Origin of the sequence: Vibrio ishigakensis (genome assembly GCF_024347675.1) — a bacterium.
GTDB lineage: Bacteria > Pseudomonadota > Gammaproteobacteria > Enterobacterales > Vibrionaceae > Vibrio > Vibrio ishigakensis.
Window position 1 is genome coordinate 1,010,083 of sequence record NZ_AP024881.1, and the last position, 18,074, is coordinate 1,028,156.

General features: G+C 45.8%; 13 protein-coding genes and 1 pseudogene. 9 read left to right on the plus strand and 5 right to left on the minus strand.

The window, feature by feature from the left end:
• Nucleotides 1-19: 19 nt before the first annotated feature.
• The 8 genes from Pcarn_RS04670 to Pcarn_RS04705 all read left to right on the plus strand — a co-directional run bounded on the left by Pcarn_RS04670 (nt 20) and on the right by Pcarn_RS04705 (nt 10,527).
• Nucleotides 20-3,400: a GH36-type glycosyl hydrolase domain-containing protein gene (locus tag Pcarn_RS04670; RefSeq protein ID WP_261835224.1), complete on the plus strand. Its 3,381-nt coding sequence runs from the start codon at nt 20-22 to the stop codon at nt 3,398-3,400.
• Between the two features lie 157 nt (nt 3,401-3,557).
• Nucleotides 3,558-4,547, plus strand: a complete 990-nt coding sequence (locus Pcarn_RS04675) for a LacI family DNA-binding transcriptional regulator (protein ID WP_261835225.1) — start codon at nt 3,558-3,560, stop codon at nt 4,545-4,547.
• A gap of 11 nt (nt 4,548-4,558) precedes the next feature.
• A complete protein-coding gene (locus Pcarn_RS04680) occupies nt 4,559-5,800 on the plus strand; it encodes an extracellular solute-binding protein (protein WP_261835226.1) in 1,242 nt (413 codons plus the stop codon).
• Nucleotides 5,801-5,836: 36 nt separating this feature from the next.
• Nucleotides 5,837-6,718 (plus strand): carbohydrate ABC transporter permease, encoded by an 882-nt coding sequence (locus Pcarn_RS04685; RefSeq protein ID WP_261835227.1) that lies wholly within the window; start codon nt 5,837-5,839, stop codon nt 6,716-6,718.
• The gene (locus tag Pcarn_RS04690; protein WP_261835228.1) at nt 6,715-7,536 is read left to right on the plus strand and encodes a carbohydrate ABC transporter permease; all 822 of its coding nucleotides are present in this window, start codon (nt 6,715-6,717) and stop codon (nt 7,534-7,536) included. The genes Pcarn_RS04685 and Pcarn_RS04690 overlap by 4 nt, the downstream gene beginning before the upstream one ends.
• Nucleotides 7,536-8,060 carry a hypothetical protein gene (locus Pcarn_RS04695; protein WP_261835229.1) on the plus strand — a complete coding sequence of 175 codons (525 nt, stop codon included), beginning with the start codon at nt 7,536-7,538 and terminating at the stop codon, nt 8,058-8,060. Before Pcarn_RS04690 ends, Pcarn_RS04695 begins: the two co-directional genes overlap by 1 nt.
• A complete protein-coding gene (locus Pcarn_RS04700) occupies nt 8,060-10,219 on the plus strand; it encodes a glycoside hydrolase family 3 N-terminal domain-containing protein (protein WP_261835230.1) in 2,160 nt (719 codons plus the stop codon). The genes Pcarn_RS04695 and Pcarn_RS04700 overlap by 1 nt, the downstream gene beginning before the upstream one ends.
• Before the next feature lie 107 nt (nt 10,220-10,326).
• A complete protein-coding gene (locus Pcarn_RS04705; protein WP_261835231.1) occupies nt 10,327-10,527 on the plus strand; it encodes a hypothetical protein in 201 nt (66 codons plus the stop codon).
• 63 nt (nt 10,528-10,590) lie between these two features.
• On the opposite strand, the gene Pcarn_RS04710 is transcribed toward Pcarn_RS04705, so the two are convergent.
• The 3 genes from Pcarn_RS04710 to Pcarn_RS04720 all read right to left on the minus strand — a co-directional run bounded on the left by Pcarn_RS04710 (nt 10,591) and on the right by Pcarn_RS04720 (nt 13,140).
• Nucleotides 10,591-10,773, minus strand: a complete 183-nt coding sequence (locus Pcarn_RS04710) for a hypothetical protein (protein ID WP_261835232.1) — start codon at nt 10,771-10,773, stop codon at nt 10,591-10,593.
• 494 nt (nt 10,774-11,267) lie between these two features.
• A complete protein-coding gene (locus Pcarn_RS04715) occupies nt 11,268-12,686 on the minus strand; it encodes a hypothetical protein (RefSeq protein ID WP_261835233.1) in 1,419 nt (472 codons plus the stop codon).
• A gap of 325 nt (nt 12,687-13,011) precedes the next feature.
• Nucleotides 13,012-13,140: a hypothetical protein gene (locus Pcarn_RS04720; RefSeq protein ID WP_261835234.1), complete on the minus strand. Its 129-nt coding sequence runs from the start codon at nt 13,138-13,140 to the stop codon at nt 13,012-13,014.
• 295 nt (nt 13,141-13,435) lie between these two features.
• On the opposite strand from Pcarn_RS04720, the gene Pcarn_RS04725 reads away from it, so the two are divergent.
• A complete protein-coding gene (locus Pcarn_RS04725) occupies nt 13,436-13,909 on the plus strand; it encodes a Dps family protein (protein WP_261835235.1) in 474 nt (157 codons plus the stop codon).
• 47 nt (nt 13,910-13,956) lie between these two features.
• Here the strand turns inward: Pcarn_RS04725 and Pcarn_RS04730 are convergent, their stop codons facing one another.
• Complete coding sequence (locus Pcarn_RS04730) at nt 13,957-16,788, minus strand: FAD-binding and (Fe-S)-binding domain-containing protein (RefSeq protein WP_261835236.1); 2,832 nt, start codon at nt 16,786-16,788, stop codon at nt 13,957-13,959.
• Nucleotides 16,789-16,882: 94 nt separating this feature from the next.
• A pseudogene (lldD, locus tag Pcarn_RS04735) lies at nt 16,883-18,010 on the minus strand (FMN-dependent L-lactate dehydrogenase LldD); the annotation flags it as partial.
• Nucleotides 18,011-18,074 lie beyond the last annotated feature (64 nt).

Below are 18,074 nucleotides of genomic sequence, written 5' to 3' on the forward strand. Positions count from 1 at the left end.
TTTTGGAGATGTAATCGCAATGTTGTTCAACGCACCTACTCATACTACTAAGATTGGCAATGGCTCTTTAGCTCTTGAATTTAATACCAATAATACCCTGCGCGCTATCAAAGCGGGCAACCTGATGGTTTCTCAGTTTGAGACCCCAACTACACAAAACGCAATTTCGAATATCTTTTTACGTGAGCACAAGGGCACTAGCTTTGAAGTGACTCCGCTTCTTTTTTCGAATGCTAACATTGAAACATTTGAGCTTTCGGGCAATCGTATTGGCTGGAAGACAACCACAGACAACTGGGTAGCTACGGTTATCGCATCTGTGGCTGAGCTGACCGATGCATACTTTTATCAAGTGGAAGTAACTAGCCGAACAGACATGACCTATGACCTTGTCTATGGACAAGACATGGCCCTTGCCGATGCCGGCGCTGTTAAGACAAACGAAGCATACTGCTGTCAGTATCTTGATCACCAAGTGTTCGATACTGATAACAATGGTTTTGCAGTTTGTAGCCGTCAAAACCTGCCACAAAGTAGTGGTAACCCTATGATTCAGTTGGGGTCTCTATCTAAAGTCATTGCTTATAGCACTGATGGTTACCAATTCTTTGGAAACCAATATAAGGTTGATCAAGTAATCCCTGCTTTACAACAGCCAACTCTATGTAGCGAAAAGTACCAATATGAGATGGGCTATATTGCGCTACAAACTGAAGCGGTATCGCTAACTGCTGGTCAGGGTGAAGAAACAGTGTTTTATGGCAAGCTAGAAATGGATTGCCCTGGGTCTAATGTAAAGCACGCAAACTCTGTTGATGCCATCACCAACGCTCTTCCAAAAGGGGAATGGGAAGTTGTTCGCCAAGTAGAGCTGTTTGACCATCAGCTATTTAATGACAACATCATCGTTGGTGAGCCACTGACTAAAGCTGAAATCACTGAGTTTTTCTGTGAGCCAAGTGAACGTCGTTTTGAAGAAAACCGTGAGCAAGAATTGCTTTCGTTCTTCTATGGTGAGAACCACTATGTAACGCTTCAAGAAAAAGAGAAACACCTTGAGCGCGCAACTGGCCATGTTATTGCCTCGGGTAACAACCAAGATTGCCAACAAGCGATCATGAGCTCTACTCACCACATCTTTGGTATCTTTAACTCGCAGCTTACCCTAGGTAATACCTCTTTTAACAAGCTTCTTGGTGTTAACCGAAATAGCCTAAATCAGTTTAAACACACAGGTCAGCGCATCTGGGTTAAGCAAGAATCTGGTTATGTGGCTTTAGGTATGCCTTCTGCGTACGAAGTGGGCCTTAACTTCTCTCGTTGGGTTTACAAGTATCAAAACGGCTTCATTCTGGTAACTAGCTTCTCTTCTGCTGAAGAGCCAGTGGTTCAGCTTGATATCGAAACACAAGGTTTGGAAGAGGCGCTAGATATTCAAGTATCTCATCAGCTTGTATTTGGCAACAATGAGAACGAGTCTGAGGTAAAGGTTTCACGCGACAATGATACCTTCGTAGTGTCTGGTAGCGACGAACTGATCGCGAAAAAGAGCCAAGACTTAAGCTTTATTATCACTCCAAGCTCAAATCTAGCGGAAGCTGAGTTGATTCAAGACTCAGAAACCGGCTCAGATCAATTCTTGATGCTGAAAGGTAAGCTTACTGACAAAGCGAGCGTTACATTCGGTGGCACGTTTAAAGATGCCGATACGCGTGGGATCAGCCTAGATTTTGCTATCGAAAAAGGTCTGTATCAGGTTAACCAAGATGCGCTAATCAAGCAGTTCAGCATTAAGCTTTCTAATGATGAAGATAGCAGCCAAAAACTGAACGATATGATGCAGTGGTTCACCCATAACGCATTGGTTCACTACAGCACCCCTCATGGTCTGGAGCAATACTCAGGTGCGGCTTGGGGTACACGTGACGTATCGCAAGGTCCGTTCGAGTTCTTCATGGCAATGCAAGAGTACAACAAGGTTGAGCAACTACTAGAGACCATTTATAGCCATCAGTATATTGAAACAGGTACTTGGCCTCAGTGGTTTATGTTTGACAACTATGCCTCTATTCAACAAGAAGAGGCCCATGGTGATATCGTTGTATGGCCACTAAAAGCGCTAGCTGACTATATCAATACTACTTCTAACGTCGATATCTTAGAGACTCAAATTCCGTTCACAAGTATTGAAAAAGAGTTTGGTTTTACCGAAGAGACAACGACCTTGTTTGCTCACGTTGAGCGTCAAATCAAGCATATCGAAGACAACCTAGTCCCGGGAACTTTCTTATCTTGCTACGGCGATGGTGATTGGGATGACACCCTACAACCTGCTAACCAATCGCTACGTGAAAACATGGTAAGTGGCTGGACGATTCCTCTGACCCTACAAGCATTGCAAACCATGATCACAGCCCTTGAAGGCCACGGTGAATACGCTGCTTTCTGTAGCAAACTGACCGAGCTATTTGGCAATATGCACGCTGATTATCAGAAGTACTTGATCAAAGACGAGACCATTGCTGGCTTTATTCACTTTGCTCGTGATGCTGCAGGTGAAGTAGAAGAGATCGAATATCTTCTGCACCCATCGGATAGTAAAACGGGCATCAAACACCGCTTGCTGCCTGCTAGCCGCTCTATTATTGCTGAGACATTCAGCCCAGAGATGGCTCAGAGCCATATGGCCGTTATCCAAGACAAACTTGTATACCCAGATGGTGTGCGTCTGATGGATAAAATGGCGGAATACAAAGCCGGTGAGCAAACCTACTTTAAGCGAGCTGAGCTTGCGGCAAACCTAGGTCGTGAAGTGGGTCTTCAGTATTGTCACGCACACATCCGCTTTATTGAAGCGCTATGTAAGCTAGGTGATGCGAAGTCTGTGTTTGAGAACCTATTCAAGATAGTCCCTATGGGGATCCAAAGTACGGTTGCAAACGCGGCAGTTCGTCAATCTAACGCTTACTTCTCAAGCTCAGATGCCCGCTTCAATGATAGATATCAGGCTTATACCTCAATGGATAGGGTGATGAATGGTGAAGTGGAAGTGAAGGGGGGATGGCGTATCTACTCCAGCGGCCCTGGCATCTACATCAACCAGATCATCCATAGCGTTCTTGGTCTTCGATTCTTGAAGCAAGATCTAATTCTGGACCCTGTAATCGATCGCGATGTGGGTGATGTATGTCTGAACTTCAATCTGTTTGGGAAGCCAGTGGAGATTACGATCACAGCAACTCAGGGTGAACATACACCTAAGGCTATCTCAGTTAACGGTACAGAGGCGCCATTTAGCCTAGAAGCTAACCGTTATCGAACAGGTGGTGCTCGTATTTCGGCTGAATGGCTGAAAAACCAGCTAACAGATGGCGACAATAAGCTATTGATTAAACTGTAGTAAATGCAAATGGTAGCTCATTGACACAATTCAACGATGAGCTATCTCTTGGTTTCTATTGGCTTTATTGGTGAAATTGATAGAATCGTTTCAATATGCGGTTTTCTATAGTGAAAACCACCAATAAGGCCAGAAAAACTGGCGGTAATTTAAGGAGATGCAAGTGAAGGTGACCATCAAAGACGTGGCAAAAAAGGCCAACGTTTCGATATCAACCGTCTCTTATGCAATCAACGGCAGTGATCGCATCAGTGAAGAAACAAGACAGCGTGTACTAACAGTAGCGAAAGAATTGAATTATGTTGCGAACAGCAACGCTAAGTTACTGAAACAGAAGAAAACCAAATGTATAGGGCTGTTTTTCAACTCTTGGTTTGGTCCAATTTACAGTGAGCTAGTTAAGGGTATTGAACACATTGTTCATCAACAGGGGTACGACTTAGTCGCGTGTAGCCTATACGGTGACACCAACTCCACGGCATACAAGTACCTGCGTGATCAAATGGTGGATGGAGCTATCATCCTTACCAGTACGTTCGATGACGAATTTCTAAAGTCTATTGCTAGTGACCAGCTACCGCTGGTGGTGCTAGACCGTGAGATTGCAGCTCCAAACATTTATACCATTCTGATAGATAACTTTGGCGGGGCGTTCGCAGCAACCAAAGCCCTAATCGCTTCGGGAAGCAAGAAAGTGCATTTTTTTGGTGGTCCACAGGATTCCTACGATAACCAAAAACGCCTTGATGGCTACATCGCAGCTTTAGGATATTACAACATTGGTTTCGATAGTAAATTACTGATTTCTTCAGACTTTACAGAGAACACTGCCTATCAGCAGATGAAAGAAATTCTACAAACAGGTGAAGCACCTAGTGCAATCTTCTCGGCAAACGATGAGATGGCGATAGGTATTTTGCGAGCTGCCAATGAGCTTGGAATCAAGGTTCCAGAGCAGCTTAAGATTGTTGGATTTGATGACATCAGAATGGCTGAGCTTATCATGCCAAGGCTGACAACCGTGTCTCACCAGAAGTCGGAAATGGGTCAATTAGCCGCACAAAGGTTATTTGATGCATTAGAAGGCAAACAACCTGAAGAACTCACTATGCTACCGACCAAGCTGATCACAAGGGAAACCTTGTAAAGGTTGTTCGAATGAAAAAATGGTTGAGTGGAATTTTATTGCTTCTAACTAGCCATACAGCTAGCGCCCTACAACTTGAAATAATGACGCCAGTGGGCAACTACATGGACTTTATGCGCCAAGAAGTGTTGCCAGAATTTAAGAAGCGTCACCCAAATGTGCGAGTGAGTCTAACAAATGATGAAAACCTAGACACTCGCATCGCCGCAGGCGACTTACCAGACGTATATGCAGGTGTGTTTGGTTATCAACCGGCACGATATGCCAAGATGGGTCGCCTCGCATACTTCGATGAATTTGAGGGATACGATGAGCTTGTTGAGCGTATCGATCCTCAATTTATGCGACAAAACTTTGGCCGTACCTACTATATCCCTTGGAATGCCACCACACAGCTGATGATCTATAACAAAGAGCTGTTTCGTGAGGCTGGGTTGAATCCAGACCAACCACCAAGAACTTGGGATGAATTCTTATACGCTGCAGAGAAGATCAGTCAGCTTCCACCGCGCGCGGACGGCAGCCCAGTGTATGGAACCGTATTCTGGAATGAAGTGCTGTCAACGGGAAGTTGGTACTGGGGCATGCTTGCTCAGATGTATTACAACTTCAACGATGGCCAATATCAGCTTTTGAATCGCTTTGGTACTACGCCAGTGTTTGACCGCCCTGATGCGAATATGGACCAATTCCTTGAGACCATAGCTAAAGCTCAGCAATTCGCTCCGATGACGATGGAGAAAAGCTTCTTCTCACGCACCATTGGCATGTGGCCTCAGTTTGGCTTTGGTTGGAAAGCCAATTTCACAGAGGCGGCTGAAAGACCTATGTCTATAGGTAAAGATATCGGCGTTGCGCCTCTACCCACACGTAATCTTGGTGATGTTTCATACTCAACCTTAGATGGTCGAGCACTAATGATCTTCAAGAGTGATGACGAGATTGAGCAGTTAGGTTGGGAGTTCGTTCAGCTTCTGATGGAAGATGAAATGAACCACAAAGCCAATATAGCCTTAGCTCAGTTGCCTGTTCTACATAGCCTAAAAGAGCATGAATATTATCAACGCGATGATGTGAAGCCATTTGTGGACCAATTGCAAAACTCGCTAATGAGTGAACCTTTTGCTCAGGTTTCCGATGTAGCAAATGTTGTTCTGGATGAATACTCCAAGGTAGTGCTCAAGCAATCAGTTTCCGGCGAACAGGCGGTTATTGATGCAGGGGATAAGTCTAGAAAAATTCTAAGACGATAACACTCGACCTCTTTAAATAAACTCTAAGGCTTAATTATGAAACTCAAGAACTTCAGTGTTGGGTATGTATTCCTTGCACCTTGGATAGTCTATTTCGCAGTATTTCTGCTTTATCCATTCTTTTTATCATTTGAAAGTAGTTTTCTAAATGTAAACATTCTAACGCCAGAAAATACCCGCTTTGTTGGGTTTAAAAACTGGATCTCTATCGTTAGCGATAATCTATTTTGGAAATCACTTTTCAACGTTGTATTTAATCAGGTCATCTTTGTTCTGCTTAGCTTTGTAATGGGATTAGGCTTAGCGTTATTACTTCATGAGATCAGTTGGTGCGCGAGTCTATTCCGTACAGTCATGTTCATTCCAGTAATTACCTCAATTACAGTTGCAATGATTATCTTTGAATTTGTATCTAGCCCTACAGGCCCAGTTCAAAATGTGATGCTGAATGCCAATGTTATTGAAGAGCCAGTTTTCTGGAAGTTCGAGCAATGGTTACCAATGCCTGTCATTGCCGTCTTCAGTGCGTGGAAGTGGTTCGGTGTGCAGATGATTATCTTCCTAGGTGGTATTGCGAGTATCGACAAGTCATTGTTTGAAGCAGCAGATATCGATGGTGCGTCATGGTGGAGAAAGGTTCGCCGTATTACTCTGCCTATGCTTCAACCTCAGATCATCTTTGTAATGACCATCAATATTATCAATGGCTTGCAGATGTTTGTGGAAGTATTCATGAACTTTGATTTGAGCGGTGGCCCTTATCAATCAGCCTTGACCCCTGTGCTTTATCTGTATCAAACCGGTTTCGAACAAATGAAGATGGGCGAGGCTTCAACCATCGGCCTAATGCTAGCCCTAGTTATCTATCTACTGACAATGATGCAATTGAAAATCACCAGTAAAGGAGCGCACGAATGAACAGCCAGGTAAGAAAGAATACCCTGATTTACGGTGCGTTAATAATAGCGAGCCTAATCGTAATCTATCCCTTCTTTTATATGATAATGAACTCATTTAAAGCAGGGCCTGAAATACTGCACTCACCGAATTCTCTACCGACGTCTATCTCATTTAGAGGTTATTTAGAGGTATTTGAAACGGTTAATCTAGGTCGCGTATTTTTTAATACAATATTTATTTCAGTATCTGTAACTGTGTTGAATACTCTATTTTCTTCTATGGTTGCTTTTGCCATAGTTAAAACTAATCTTCCTGGCCGTGAATTTTGGTTGAAGCTGATTTTGGGCTCGATGATGATCCCTGCGGTACTGTTTACTATTCCTACTTATATCATGATGTATGAGTGGAACTGGATTAATACATATCGCGTTCTTATCATTCCGGGTGCAGTAAGTGCGTACAACATCTTCTTGTTGGTTCAATTCATGAAGCAGATTGATAACGCTTACCTTGAAGCTGCGCGCATCGATGGAGCTAGTGAGTTCCGTATCTTCTTCAAAGTAGTACTTCCTATGCTTCGCCCTGCGCTCGCAACGGTGGGTATTCTTACTTTTATGGGGGCATGGAACGACTTTATGGGACCATTGCTATATGTGCGTGATGAGTCTCTGATGACGCTTCAATTAGCACTATACAACTTCAAAACAGAAGTACCTTCAACCAATCTAGAACAGCTTTGGGCTATGACAACCATGATTGCTTTCCCTGTGGTGATTGTCTTCTTCTGTCTTCAGAAAAACTTCATTAAGGCCTTCACTGGCGTAGGGGTGAAATAATGAAATCGGTTATCAAACTCTCTGTCCTTTTTAGCTTAGTTGGTTTTGCATTCTTCTACGCATGGCTCAAGACCTACAACATGTCGTCAGATTATTTTGAGTTTGCTGAAGCTCAAGCTAAAACAGAAAACTACACTACTGCGCTTAAAGGGATGAATAAGCTGGAGCTTCGTAGAGATGACGTGTATCTGGGTGGTTATCAGCAAGTGATTGAAACTTGGGAAGAAGCTGTAATCGGCTTTAAACCCGACTTCTACTATGAAGCTAGGAACCGTGTTGGCGTAATGCTTGGCAAGCTTAATGAAGAAGAGCTGATGAGTTTCATTGAGATATATGTGGAACTGGATATGCGTTACGTACCAGAGGCTGCTGCCATCTTGCTGAGCCGAGCAACCTTGAATGGCGATATTGAGGTAGCCACTGAAATGGATGAGTTTCTGCAAGAAGCCTTTCCAAGATTTTATCGTGAGAATGTTCAAACTGTCGAGCTAGCGCTAGTAACTCCGAATGAAGGAGAAGAGTAATGGAAGCGTATAAGAATCCAAACTTGGCTCTAGAGGTGCGTGTTCAGGATCTATTGGAGCGAATGACTCTCGCGGAAAAAGTAGGGCAGCTATGCCAATCCCCAATGCTTGATTATCAAGATAACCGCAAACAGTACCTTGAAAAGATACGAAATGGTGAGTGGGGTTCAAGGATCTTAGCCGATACGGCGTGGGCAGGTAATGCCCCGGGTGAGAGCGTTGAGCCAGAGCAGATCAATGAGATCCAAAGAGTCGCGGTGGAAGAGAGTCGTCTTGGAATCCCAATTATTTTTGCCAGAGACGTTATTTACGGGCAAGCAACAGTACTACCAATTCCACTAGCTCAGGCTTCATCGTGGAATCCTCAGCTGGTTGAAAAAGCCTACAGAGGTGTTGCCAAAGAAGCGGCTTCTTTAGGCATTAACTGGACCTTCGCCCCTATGCTAGACATAGTGCGCGACCCAAGATGGGGACGTGTTATTGAGAGTAGTGGTGAGGACCCGTATCTCGGGGCGCAGTTTGCTATAGCTGTTGTAAATGGCTTTCAAGGCGAGAACCCGAGTGATCCTGATTCTATTCTTGCCTGTGCAAAGCACTTCATTGGCTATGGCGCTGCTGAAGGTGGTCGCGACTACGATACTACGGAAATTACGGATAACACCTTACATAACGTGTATCTGCCTGCGTTTGAAGCAGCTGTCGAGGCGGGTGTAGCAACTTTGATGACAGGTTTTAATGATCTGGGCGGTACTCCTACGACATCGACGAAAGACCTTATCAACGGATGGCTTAAGTCCGACAAGGGCTTCGATGGAATGGTGGTGAGTGACTGGGGATCAATTGCAGACCTTGAGTATTTCGGTGTATCTGCAGATAAGAAAGCCGCCGCTAAGAAAGCGCTGCTCTCAGGCGTTGATATGGCGATGACCAATGAAGCCTATGAGGGGCATCTTGAGGGCTTGGTTTCTTTGGAACCTGCGTTGGAAGATGCAATAAATGAGGCAACAAGCAGAGTTCTACTGGCTAAATTCAAAGCTGGTTTGTTTGAAAAGCCTTACGTAGACCCGAATGTTCATAAGCATATTCTTCGTCATCCTGAGCATATTATGGATGCGTTGGAATTGGCCGAGCAGAGTATGGTGCTTCTAAAAAATAGAGATAACCTTCTGCCTCTTTCTGATAAAGATTTAAAGGTTGCGGTTATCGGACCTCATGCTCATTCAAAACGTCAGCATTTGGGCTCTTGGTGTCTGGATGGCAAGGCTGAAGATGTGACCTCGATTGCTGAGGGTACAGCTAAGATAGCTCCAAACATCGATCTACTCACTGAGGAATCAAGCTTCAGTGATGAAATGGTTGAGTGTGCGCATAGAGCCGATGTTGTTGTTTTGTGCGTGGGTGAAAGCCACAGACGCACCGGTGAAGCCCGCAATATTGCCGAATTGACTCTACCTCCGGGTCAAGAACAGCTGATTGAGGCGATAGGCCAAACGGGTAAGCCTCTAATCGTGGTTCAGTGTACTGGTCGCCCTGTGCCATCGCCTATGACTGAACGATATGCTGATGCTCTCTTGCAGGCATGGCAATCCGGTACAGAAACGGGTCTCGCTGTTGCTCGTCTGCTGTTTGGTCAGGCAGTGCCTAGTGGCAAGTTGTCTATGACGGTGCCAAGAAGCACCGGCCAGATACCTATGTATTATGGTCGTAAGCAAATCGGTAAAAAGCGAGATTTCTTGGATTACATGCCATATAAAGACAGCCCAGAGTCACCGCTATATCCGTTTGGCTTTGGTTTGAGTTACACCCAGTTTAGCTATCGAAACTTATCGGTTGAGCGCTCTACTTTAGGAACAGAACAGACTCAAACTGTTTCTGTCACAGTCGAGAATACTGGCGGTGTTGCAGCTCTTGAAACTGTGCAGTGTTACATTCGAAGAAAAGCTGCAACCACCACTCGTCCTCTTCGTGAGCTGAAAGCATTCGAAAAAGTGCACCTAGCACCAGGCGAAAGTCGTGTTGTCGAGTTTGAACTGACTCCCAAGCAATTATCATATTATGGTGCGGAGAAGTGCTTTAAAAATGATGAAGGAGATATCGAGGTGTTTGTGGGCTCAAGTAGTGAAGCGAAACATTCAGTTAGTTTCGCTGTAAAAGACTAGAAGCTTTAACAGGTTAAACAACTTGAACGCACATCGGTTTTATCGATGTGCGTTTTTTGCGTCTGTCATGAAATGATAAGTTTTGCAGACACTAAAGCAGTAGACTGGTGACCTCGAATTTTTCTACTGCGAACCGTATGAAGTTTATCTATATCGCTCTTATCTCACTGCTACTCGCACTGCAATTGCTTCCTATGGCGTTTGCCAAGGTGAACAACAACTCTGATAAGCATGAGATCATTGTTTATTGCGCCAGTAATCCTGATGATCAGAGCACTAAGTGCAATAAGCTCAAGCGCGCCAAATAACAAAGCCAGCATGAATATGCTGGCTTTGCCGGTTTTAGTTCAGAGCTAGTTGGCTAGCAACACTTAATAGCGTTCAACTTTGTGACGAATCTTCTTTCGCTTGGAAAGTTCTCGTCCTTCCTTCTTCGCCTTTCGTTGTTCTAGAACACTATGAATGCTGCATCCAGTAACAAGGGCAGTGTAAATAATAAATACTATCCATGCCAAAAGTGGTGTCATGACTGTACCACCTGCTAACCATGCCATTATTTAGCCTCCTTTTGACTAGCGACCCACAACGCAAGATCCTTTTCTGCTTTGCGCTTTTTGATGGCGGCGACCATGAAACCAATCAAAATAAGCACAGTCATTATCGAGCTGATTACGCCATATTTCACAATTAGCAAAACTACTACTTCACCAGACCTCGAGATTAGTCCCTCGACGACGTTAATATTTGGATTTGACGTTTGAGTTACAAACAAAGAGAGCGACTCACCAATCACGATACATAGAGGAACCACTAACAATAGGGATTTAGTAACCTGCTTTCTCAAAGTTTCGATTTTTCTGATGATTCGAAAGTAAGCAAAAATTGCGAAAAGTATACTCATTTTATGTCTCCAGAAATAATTGAGTTAGGAAGCGAATCGCTTCCTTTTGCTCGTTGGAAATCGCTATTGCATTCAGAATTGCTGTAGATGTTAGTCACAACGTTATTTGAATCTGCGCTTGGTAGTTATTGTTGTTTTTTTTTAGGTTTAGCTCGCTTGAAAACTTGGCTCGCCCTGTTCTTGTTCCATTTTCTCTGCGCGACTCTTAAGGTGTAGACTCGCTAGGACCAGAATCGGACCTATGATGGCGCAGATAAAAGCGAGAGAACCAAACCAGACAACGGCTACCAATGTCACTGTAGTTGGCTTGATCTCATCGAGCTCTTTGGTGCCATCGATGTGCGATGCCATGCGGTAGATCTGGTTAGACAGATACATCTGCTCTATGTCGGTATCCAGATGACGTATCTTCTGCTTTAGCTCGAAGTTTTCATCCTTGATGGCATCGATCTCCTCGCGGGTGCTATCAAACTCGTTTTCTACCTTTTCACCCACGGACTCTAGACGAGTTTTTTCACTGATAAATGCCGAGTCGATTTGACGGTTTCGAGCCACCAGTGAGTTTGAAGCCGCTCTTTGCTGAGCGCTAACGATGGTTTCGAGTTTGCTTATCTCACTCTCTTTTAGCGCAATCTTGTCATCCACCATTTCGAGCATCAGTTTGTATTGCTCATCAATAGCGCTAAAGGTGAAGCTTGCGTCTTGGTTTACCTCAAGCCCGCCATCGACCAGTTTGTTTAACTGAGCTTGAAGGCTAGTAATCTGAGCTTCGTACTCTTTTCGAATGCGCTGTTTATCGATGCTCCAGAATGCATCGTCGATTTCTGTCATCATCTGAGAGCGCAGACGCTCTAGTTTGCTTTCAAGGCTCTGGATCTGCTCTTGTCTGACACTATCTCTGTTTGAGATGCTGTTTGAACGCTCTTCAAGGGCGCTCTGTTTTTCAACCGCTAGCTTTTGCAGTAGGTCGGCTTTCTCTTGGTTTAGCCCCTGAAGTTCACCTTGCAAGGTTCTCAGAGTTTGGCGGTTGCTGGTTAATGAGCGGTTGTTTCTTTCCACTGCCACTCTTGCTGATGCCCTCGAACTCTCTCTGTTGTCAGCGTTTTCTTGCATCAGGTCTCTGATATCGCGTTTTTCTTGGCGATACTCTTTTTCCATCTCATCAATCTTGGACTGGTTGTCCGTGATGTTGGCTTCATAGCCATCGCGTTTTATCTCTAGCTTTTCCGCCGAGAAGGTTAAAGCAGCAAAGTTTCGCTCGAAGCCGTTAAACAGGGTTTCAAAGGTAATAAATGAAACGATGAAGATCAGAATCATGTACAGCAGTTTACTTTTTCTGGCATGCCAGGTAGCTAGAGCAAGTGGGATCTTAGAAAACTCGCATAGGGCCACAATGACAAATGGAGCAGCGGCAACGAATACCGTGGTCATGGTGCTGCCAGAATCAAGAGCAGAGAAAACTACTGCCAACGAAATGCCTAGGCCAATAAGAACAACGCCAACCTCGATAATTATGGCTAGCCTCAAAACGAATAGGCTCTGCTTGGATAAATCTAAGTGCTTCATGTGGTGCAAAACTCTCACAATATTCAATGCTTAGCGCGGCAACTGGGTTGCGCGTAACGAGTCGCGAATATTGCTACAAAGCACTCTATAAAATTAGTGATTTAGTTTTATTGAACCTGAATGGGAAGATGACCTCTCTAAGCAATCATGTGAACTGCAATACAGATAAGGCGAAAAGGTGGGAACACTGACAGTAGAGTAGCGTTCTGTTTAGCCGCTTTTGAGTGAGAGCTAAATTAAGGTAAAACGTGATTTTTAGGTTTTATAAACGCCTATGCAATCAGGACGTAACCTTGATTTAGCGTGTGCTGAAGTTAGTCCAACCCTATAAAGAGGAGATGTTGACTGCTTCGCTTATCGCCGACGCATGGTTGTTTTTCATCAGCATCACAATACAGAAGAACAGGCCGACTAGAGCCATTGAACGCCAAAATTTTCTGCGACTGAATTTCATGATTGTTTCCTCTGATACTGCTTAATCAGATTTTGCAGGAAAACCGATTCTAGGTTTAGACCCAAGTCAAAAAGTGCGGCTGAACTGACAGCTTTTGAGCAAAGTTGTGACCAAAAACCGTAACTTAATGTAATTCTTGCTTTGTCGTGCACCCCTAAAATGCATCCGATTGAATACCGTGCTTAAATAGTTTTTGACTATTGATTCTATATATCCAATCGATTTCAACTATGAACTGTGTCCTCATATACTGACCTCAACAAGACAAGATTGACTCACTATCGAGGACAGAATTATGACAACAAAGAATCTTATCGGCTTAGACAAAGTAGCATCAGAGGCGATTTCAGTAGAGCTGAATAAACTGTTGGCAAACTACCAAGTGCTGTATATGAACACTCGCGGTTACCACTGGAATATCAAGGGCGAGCAGTTTTTTGAATTGCATGTGAAATTTGAAGAGATCTATACCGACCTGCAAACCAAGGTAGATGAACTAGCAGAGCGTATTTTGACTGTGGGTCACACGCCGGATCACAGCTTTAGTCGCTACCTTGAGCAGAGTGAAATCAAGGAACACATCCAAGCTTATCGTGGTAAAGAGTGTGTTTCTGGCTTGGTTGAGGGGTTCTCTATTCTAGTGAAGCATCAGCGCTCAATTCTAGAGATGGCGGGTGAGTCGAATGATGAGGGCACGGCAGCTCTGATGGGTGATTACATCCGAGAGCAAGAAAAGCTGCTTTGGATGCTAAACGCATACCTGCACTGATATTGAGAGGCGGCACCTTCGGGTGCCGCTTTTTGGTTGGATATTATCTAGCTAGTTGTGACCGAACGGCTTACCTCGTCTACCAAATACAGGATGGATTGATAGGGAATACCACTGTGGTGTGACAAGCCAATTTCACAGGTGCGACTATTGCTGAACCCTCTCGAGCATTCCTCGGGTACTTGAGCCTTTAATGGGTGGACTGCGGCGGCGTTTAGCTCTGGGGTGGTAAAGCCTTTGTCGCCAGCCCAGCCGCAGCAAGTGATATGCTCTGGCACCACAACGTTTGAGACACAGGCTTGGGCTAGTTTTAGCATCTCATTATCTAAGCTCATGCGCTTGGAACTGCAGGTGACGTGTAGCATGACGGTTTCCTGTTTCTGTTCTATCTGCAAATAGGGCAGAAGGTACTCCAGAACCAGCTTAGTTGGCTCGACAATCGTAAGTGGCTTAGTGAAGTTGTCGATGCTTCTCTTAGCGCAAGGGCTGGTATCCATAAATACTGGGTATTTGCCTTGCTCGCTTGCTATCCATAGGGCTTCTTCCAAAGCCTGAGATTTCTGCTGAGCTAGGTCTGTCATGCCTTTGCTGTCGTAGGGCATACCGCAACATTGGGATTCGATATCTTGAGGGATAATCAGCTCAAAGCCTGCCTTCTTAGCGATGTCTAACGTGACCTGAGTTAGGCTGCGCTGATCACCGACTTTGGCTTGTGCTCCCATGGTGCGTGAGGCACAAGAGGGTAGGTAGACCAGTTTCCTCTCGGTATTCTCGCCAGATTGCAGTTTATGTGTGTTTGCCTTTGGAAGCTCAGGTAGCCAAACAGGAACCTTGTTATTTGACAGGGAACGCACCCCTTTGGTCATTCCTGATATTGCCTTTTCTCCCAGCAACTTAACGGCAACCTCATTACTTTTTAGCGTTGCTTTAGTCAGTTTGATAGTGGCGGTAAAGTGATCGGCTGTCCAGCGAGCGATAGGGGTAAATTTCTTGTACTTTTCCACTCTTAAGGACTTCATTAGATCGCCAGTATTAATGCCTACAGGGCAGCGTTCAGCGCACAACCCAGTGGCAGCGCAGGTGTCGATCCCTTGGTATTCGAACAGTTCGTTTAGCTCATCGGGCTCCATATCGCCCTCGGCTTGGCGTCGGCTTATTTCTCGATAGAGCACGATACGTTGGCGGGGGGATAGGGTAAGGTTGCGTGATGGACACACTGGCTCACAGAACCCACATTCGATGCAGCGGTCGACTATGTCACTGGCCGCAGGCATGGGCTTGAGATTTTCGATATGTGAATCAGGATTGTCGTTGATGATGACCCCAGGGTTAATCAAGCCTTTAGGGTCGAATAGGCGTTTGATCTCCTGCATCAAGCTATAGCCCTCTTGCCCCCATTCCAACTCGACATAAGGGGCCATATTACGGCCCGTGCCGTGCTCGGCCTTAAGGGATCCTTGATATTTGACTGCAACCAGTTCTGCCACTGCATCCATAAAGGCGCCATAGCGGGCAACTTCTTTGTCCGATTCAAAGCCTTGGGTAAATACGAAGTGCAGATTGCCCTCAAGGGCGTGGCCGAAGATGATTGCCTCTGTGTAGCCAAATTTATCAAACAGGCCTTGCAGATCTCTCACCCCGTTAGCCAGATTTTCAACAGGAAACGCCACATCCTCGATGATAACCGTGGTTCCAACCTCACGCACCGCGCCTACAGCGGGGAACATCCCTTTGCGGATTGACCATAAGGTTGCCACTGTATTGCTGTCTGAGGTGAAATCCACCGAATGAGAGATCTCAAAGTCCGTTAGTCCGCCTAGGATCTGCTGGCATTGCTGCTCAAGCTCGCTTTGGCTTTCGGCATGAGATTCAATCAAAAGGGCTGCAGCATCTAGGCTTAGCTCTTCAATAAACGAAGGCAGTTTTGGATTATCGGCCACAGAGTTCAGAGCGCGTCCATCCATGAGCTCTACCGCCGCGACTGGCAATTTAGCGAGAGCACTTACCGCTAGGCTTGCCTGCTCAATATCTTCGAATACCAAGAGTGCAGAGGCCTTGTGTGCGTGTTCCACAACCGTGTTGTAGGTGATCTCTGCGATAAAGCCGAGCGTGCCTTCTGAGCCAATCATCAGGTGCTGCAAGACATCGATAGGGTCGTGGTAATCCACTAGGGCATTCAGAGAATAGCCAGTGGTATTTTTGAGACGATATTTATGGCGAATCAGCTCACTAAGCTCTGGGTTATCTTGGGTTTGATGAGCCAGTCGATGCAGTTCATCCAAAAGGTCGCTATGGGTTTGGATAAAGCTCTCAATACTTTGTACATCTGAGGTATCTAAGAAGGTGCCGTCGTTCAGTACCAGCTTCATGCTGTCTAGGGTACGATAAGAGTTGTGCGCCGTGCCGCAACACATACCGCTGGCATTGTTGGCCGCGATTCCACCTATCTTACAGGTGTTGATAGAGGCTGGGTCTGGGCCTATCTTGCGCTGATAAGGCGCAAGGTATCGGTTGGCATCTGCGCCGATCACCCCAGGTTGTAGCGCGATCTTGTTGCCATTGTCGATGATGGTGTAGTTGCGCCAATCATCGGTAAGGGTGATCAGAACTGAGTCTGATACCGCTTGTCCAGAAAGGCTAGTGCCTGCAGCGCGGAAAGTGAAAGGAACCTCATACTCGCCGCAAGATTTGATGACAAAAATGACTTCTTCTAAGTCTTTGAGGCGAAGCACCACCTTAGGCACGAGCCGATAGAAACTGGCATCTGTGCCATAGGCAAGGCATTTGTCTTGTTGGGTAATGATCCGCTCTGGGTCGATGAGCTTTGCCAGTTCGTCAATTAGTGCGATATCCGTATTTGTGAGGCGAGGGTTAGACATTACTGCTCCTTACTGTCTGTTAGGCCGATTCCAGTTCAGGGATAAAGTTGCGCTCAGGAAGGTTTAACACCTCCCCAAGTTGCTTGCTGTTTTGTACTAGTGAGTCATGGCTGAGATCGCTAAGCGTTTTAGCGCCGGTCAGGGTCATGGCGACACGCATCTCTTTTTCATACAGCTCTAGGAGCTGCTCGACCCCTGCTTGTCCTTTGGCCGCTAGCGCATAGATATAAGAGCGGCCTATCATGGTACAGTCCGCGCCAAGGGCGAGCATGCGCACCACGTCCAGGCCAGAGCGAATACCCGAGTCCACCAGTATCTTAAGGTCTCCCTTCACGGCATCGGCAATTCTAGGCAGGGCTGTGGCTGAAGAGATGACGCCATCGAGTTGACGCCCCCCGTGGTTGGATACCACTATGCCATCGGCGCCAAAGCGCACTGCATCTTTGGCGTCTTCTTCATCGAGAATGCCTTTGATGATCATAGGTCCGTCCCAAAAATCGCGAATCCATTCAAGGTCTTGCCAAGAGATAGAAGGGTCGAAGTTGTTGCCGAGCCAGCCGATATAGTCCTCAAGCTTGGTTGGCTCTCCGCGATAGGCTGAGATATTGCCCAGATCGTGAGGTTTACCAAACAGGCCGACATTGAATGCCCAATCTGGGTGGCGCATTGCCTGCCAGATACGACGAAAGGAGGCGTAATCTCCACTCATACCCGAGTGCATATCGCGATACCTTGAGCCTGGCACTGGCATATCTACGGTAAAGACCAGCGTAGTCACTCCAGCCGCTTTCGCTCGCTCAAGGACGTTTTTCATAAAGCCTCGGTCTTTCAGCACATACAACTGAAACCACATAGGCCTGTGAATCTCAGACGAGACCTCTTCGATTGGGCAGACCGAAACCGTGGACATGGTAAAGGGGATGCCCTTGTACTCTGCAGCCTTGGCCGCTTGAACCTCACCGCGGCGCGCATACATACCGGTTAACCCAACCGGGGAGAGGGCGATAGGTAGGTCGAAATGCTCACCGAACAGATGACTTTCTAATGAAAGGTCTTGCATGTTTTTGAGCACGCGCTGCTTGAGGGCGATGGCCTCTAGGTCACTGACGTTACGGCGTAGCGTGGTCTCAGAGTTGGCGCCACCATCTATATAGTGAAATAAGAAGGGTGGAAGTTTGGATTTGGCGGCGGCTCTGAAGTCGTTAGGTGATGAGATGATCATGTTGTTTCCTGGAAAGTTCAGCGAGAAGAGAGCGAAGGGGGACTGGGGGAAAGCCCTCCCTTCG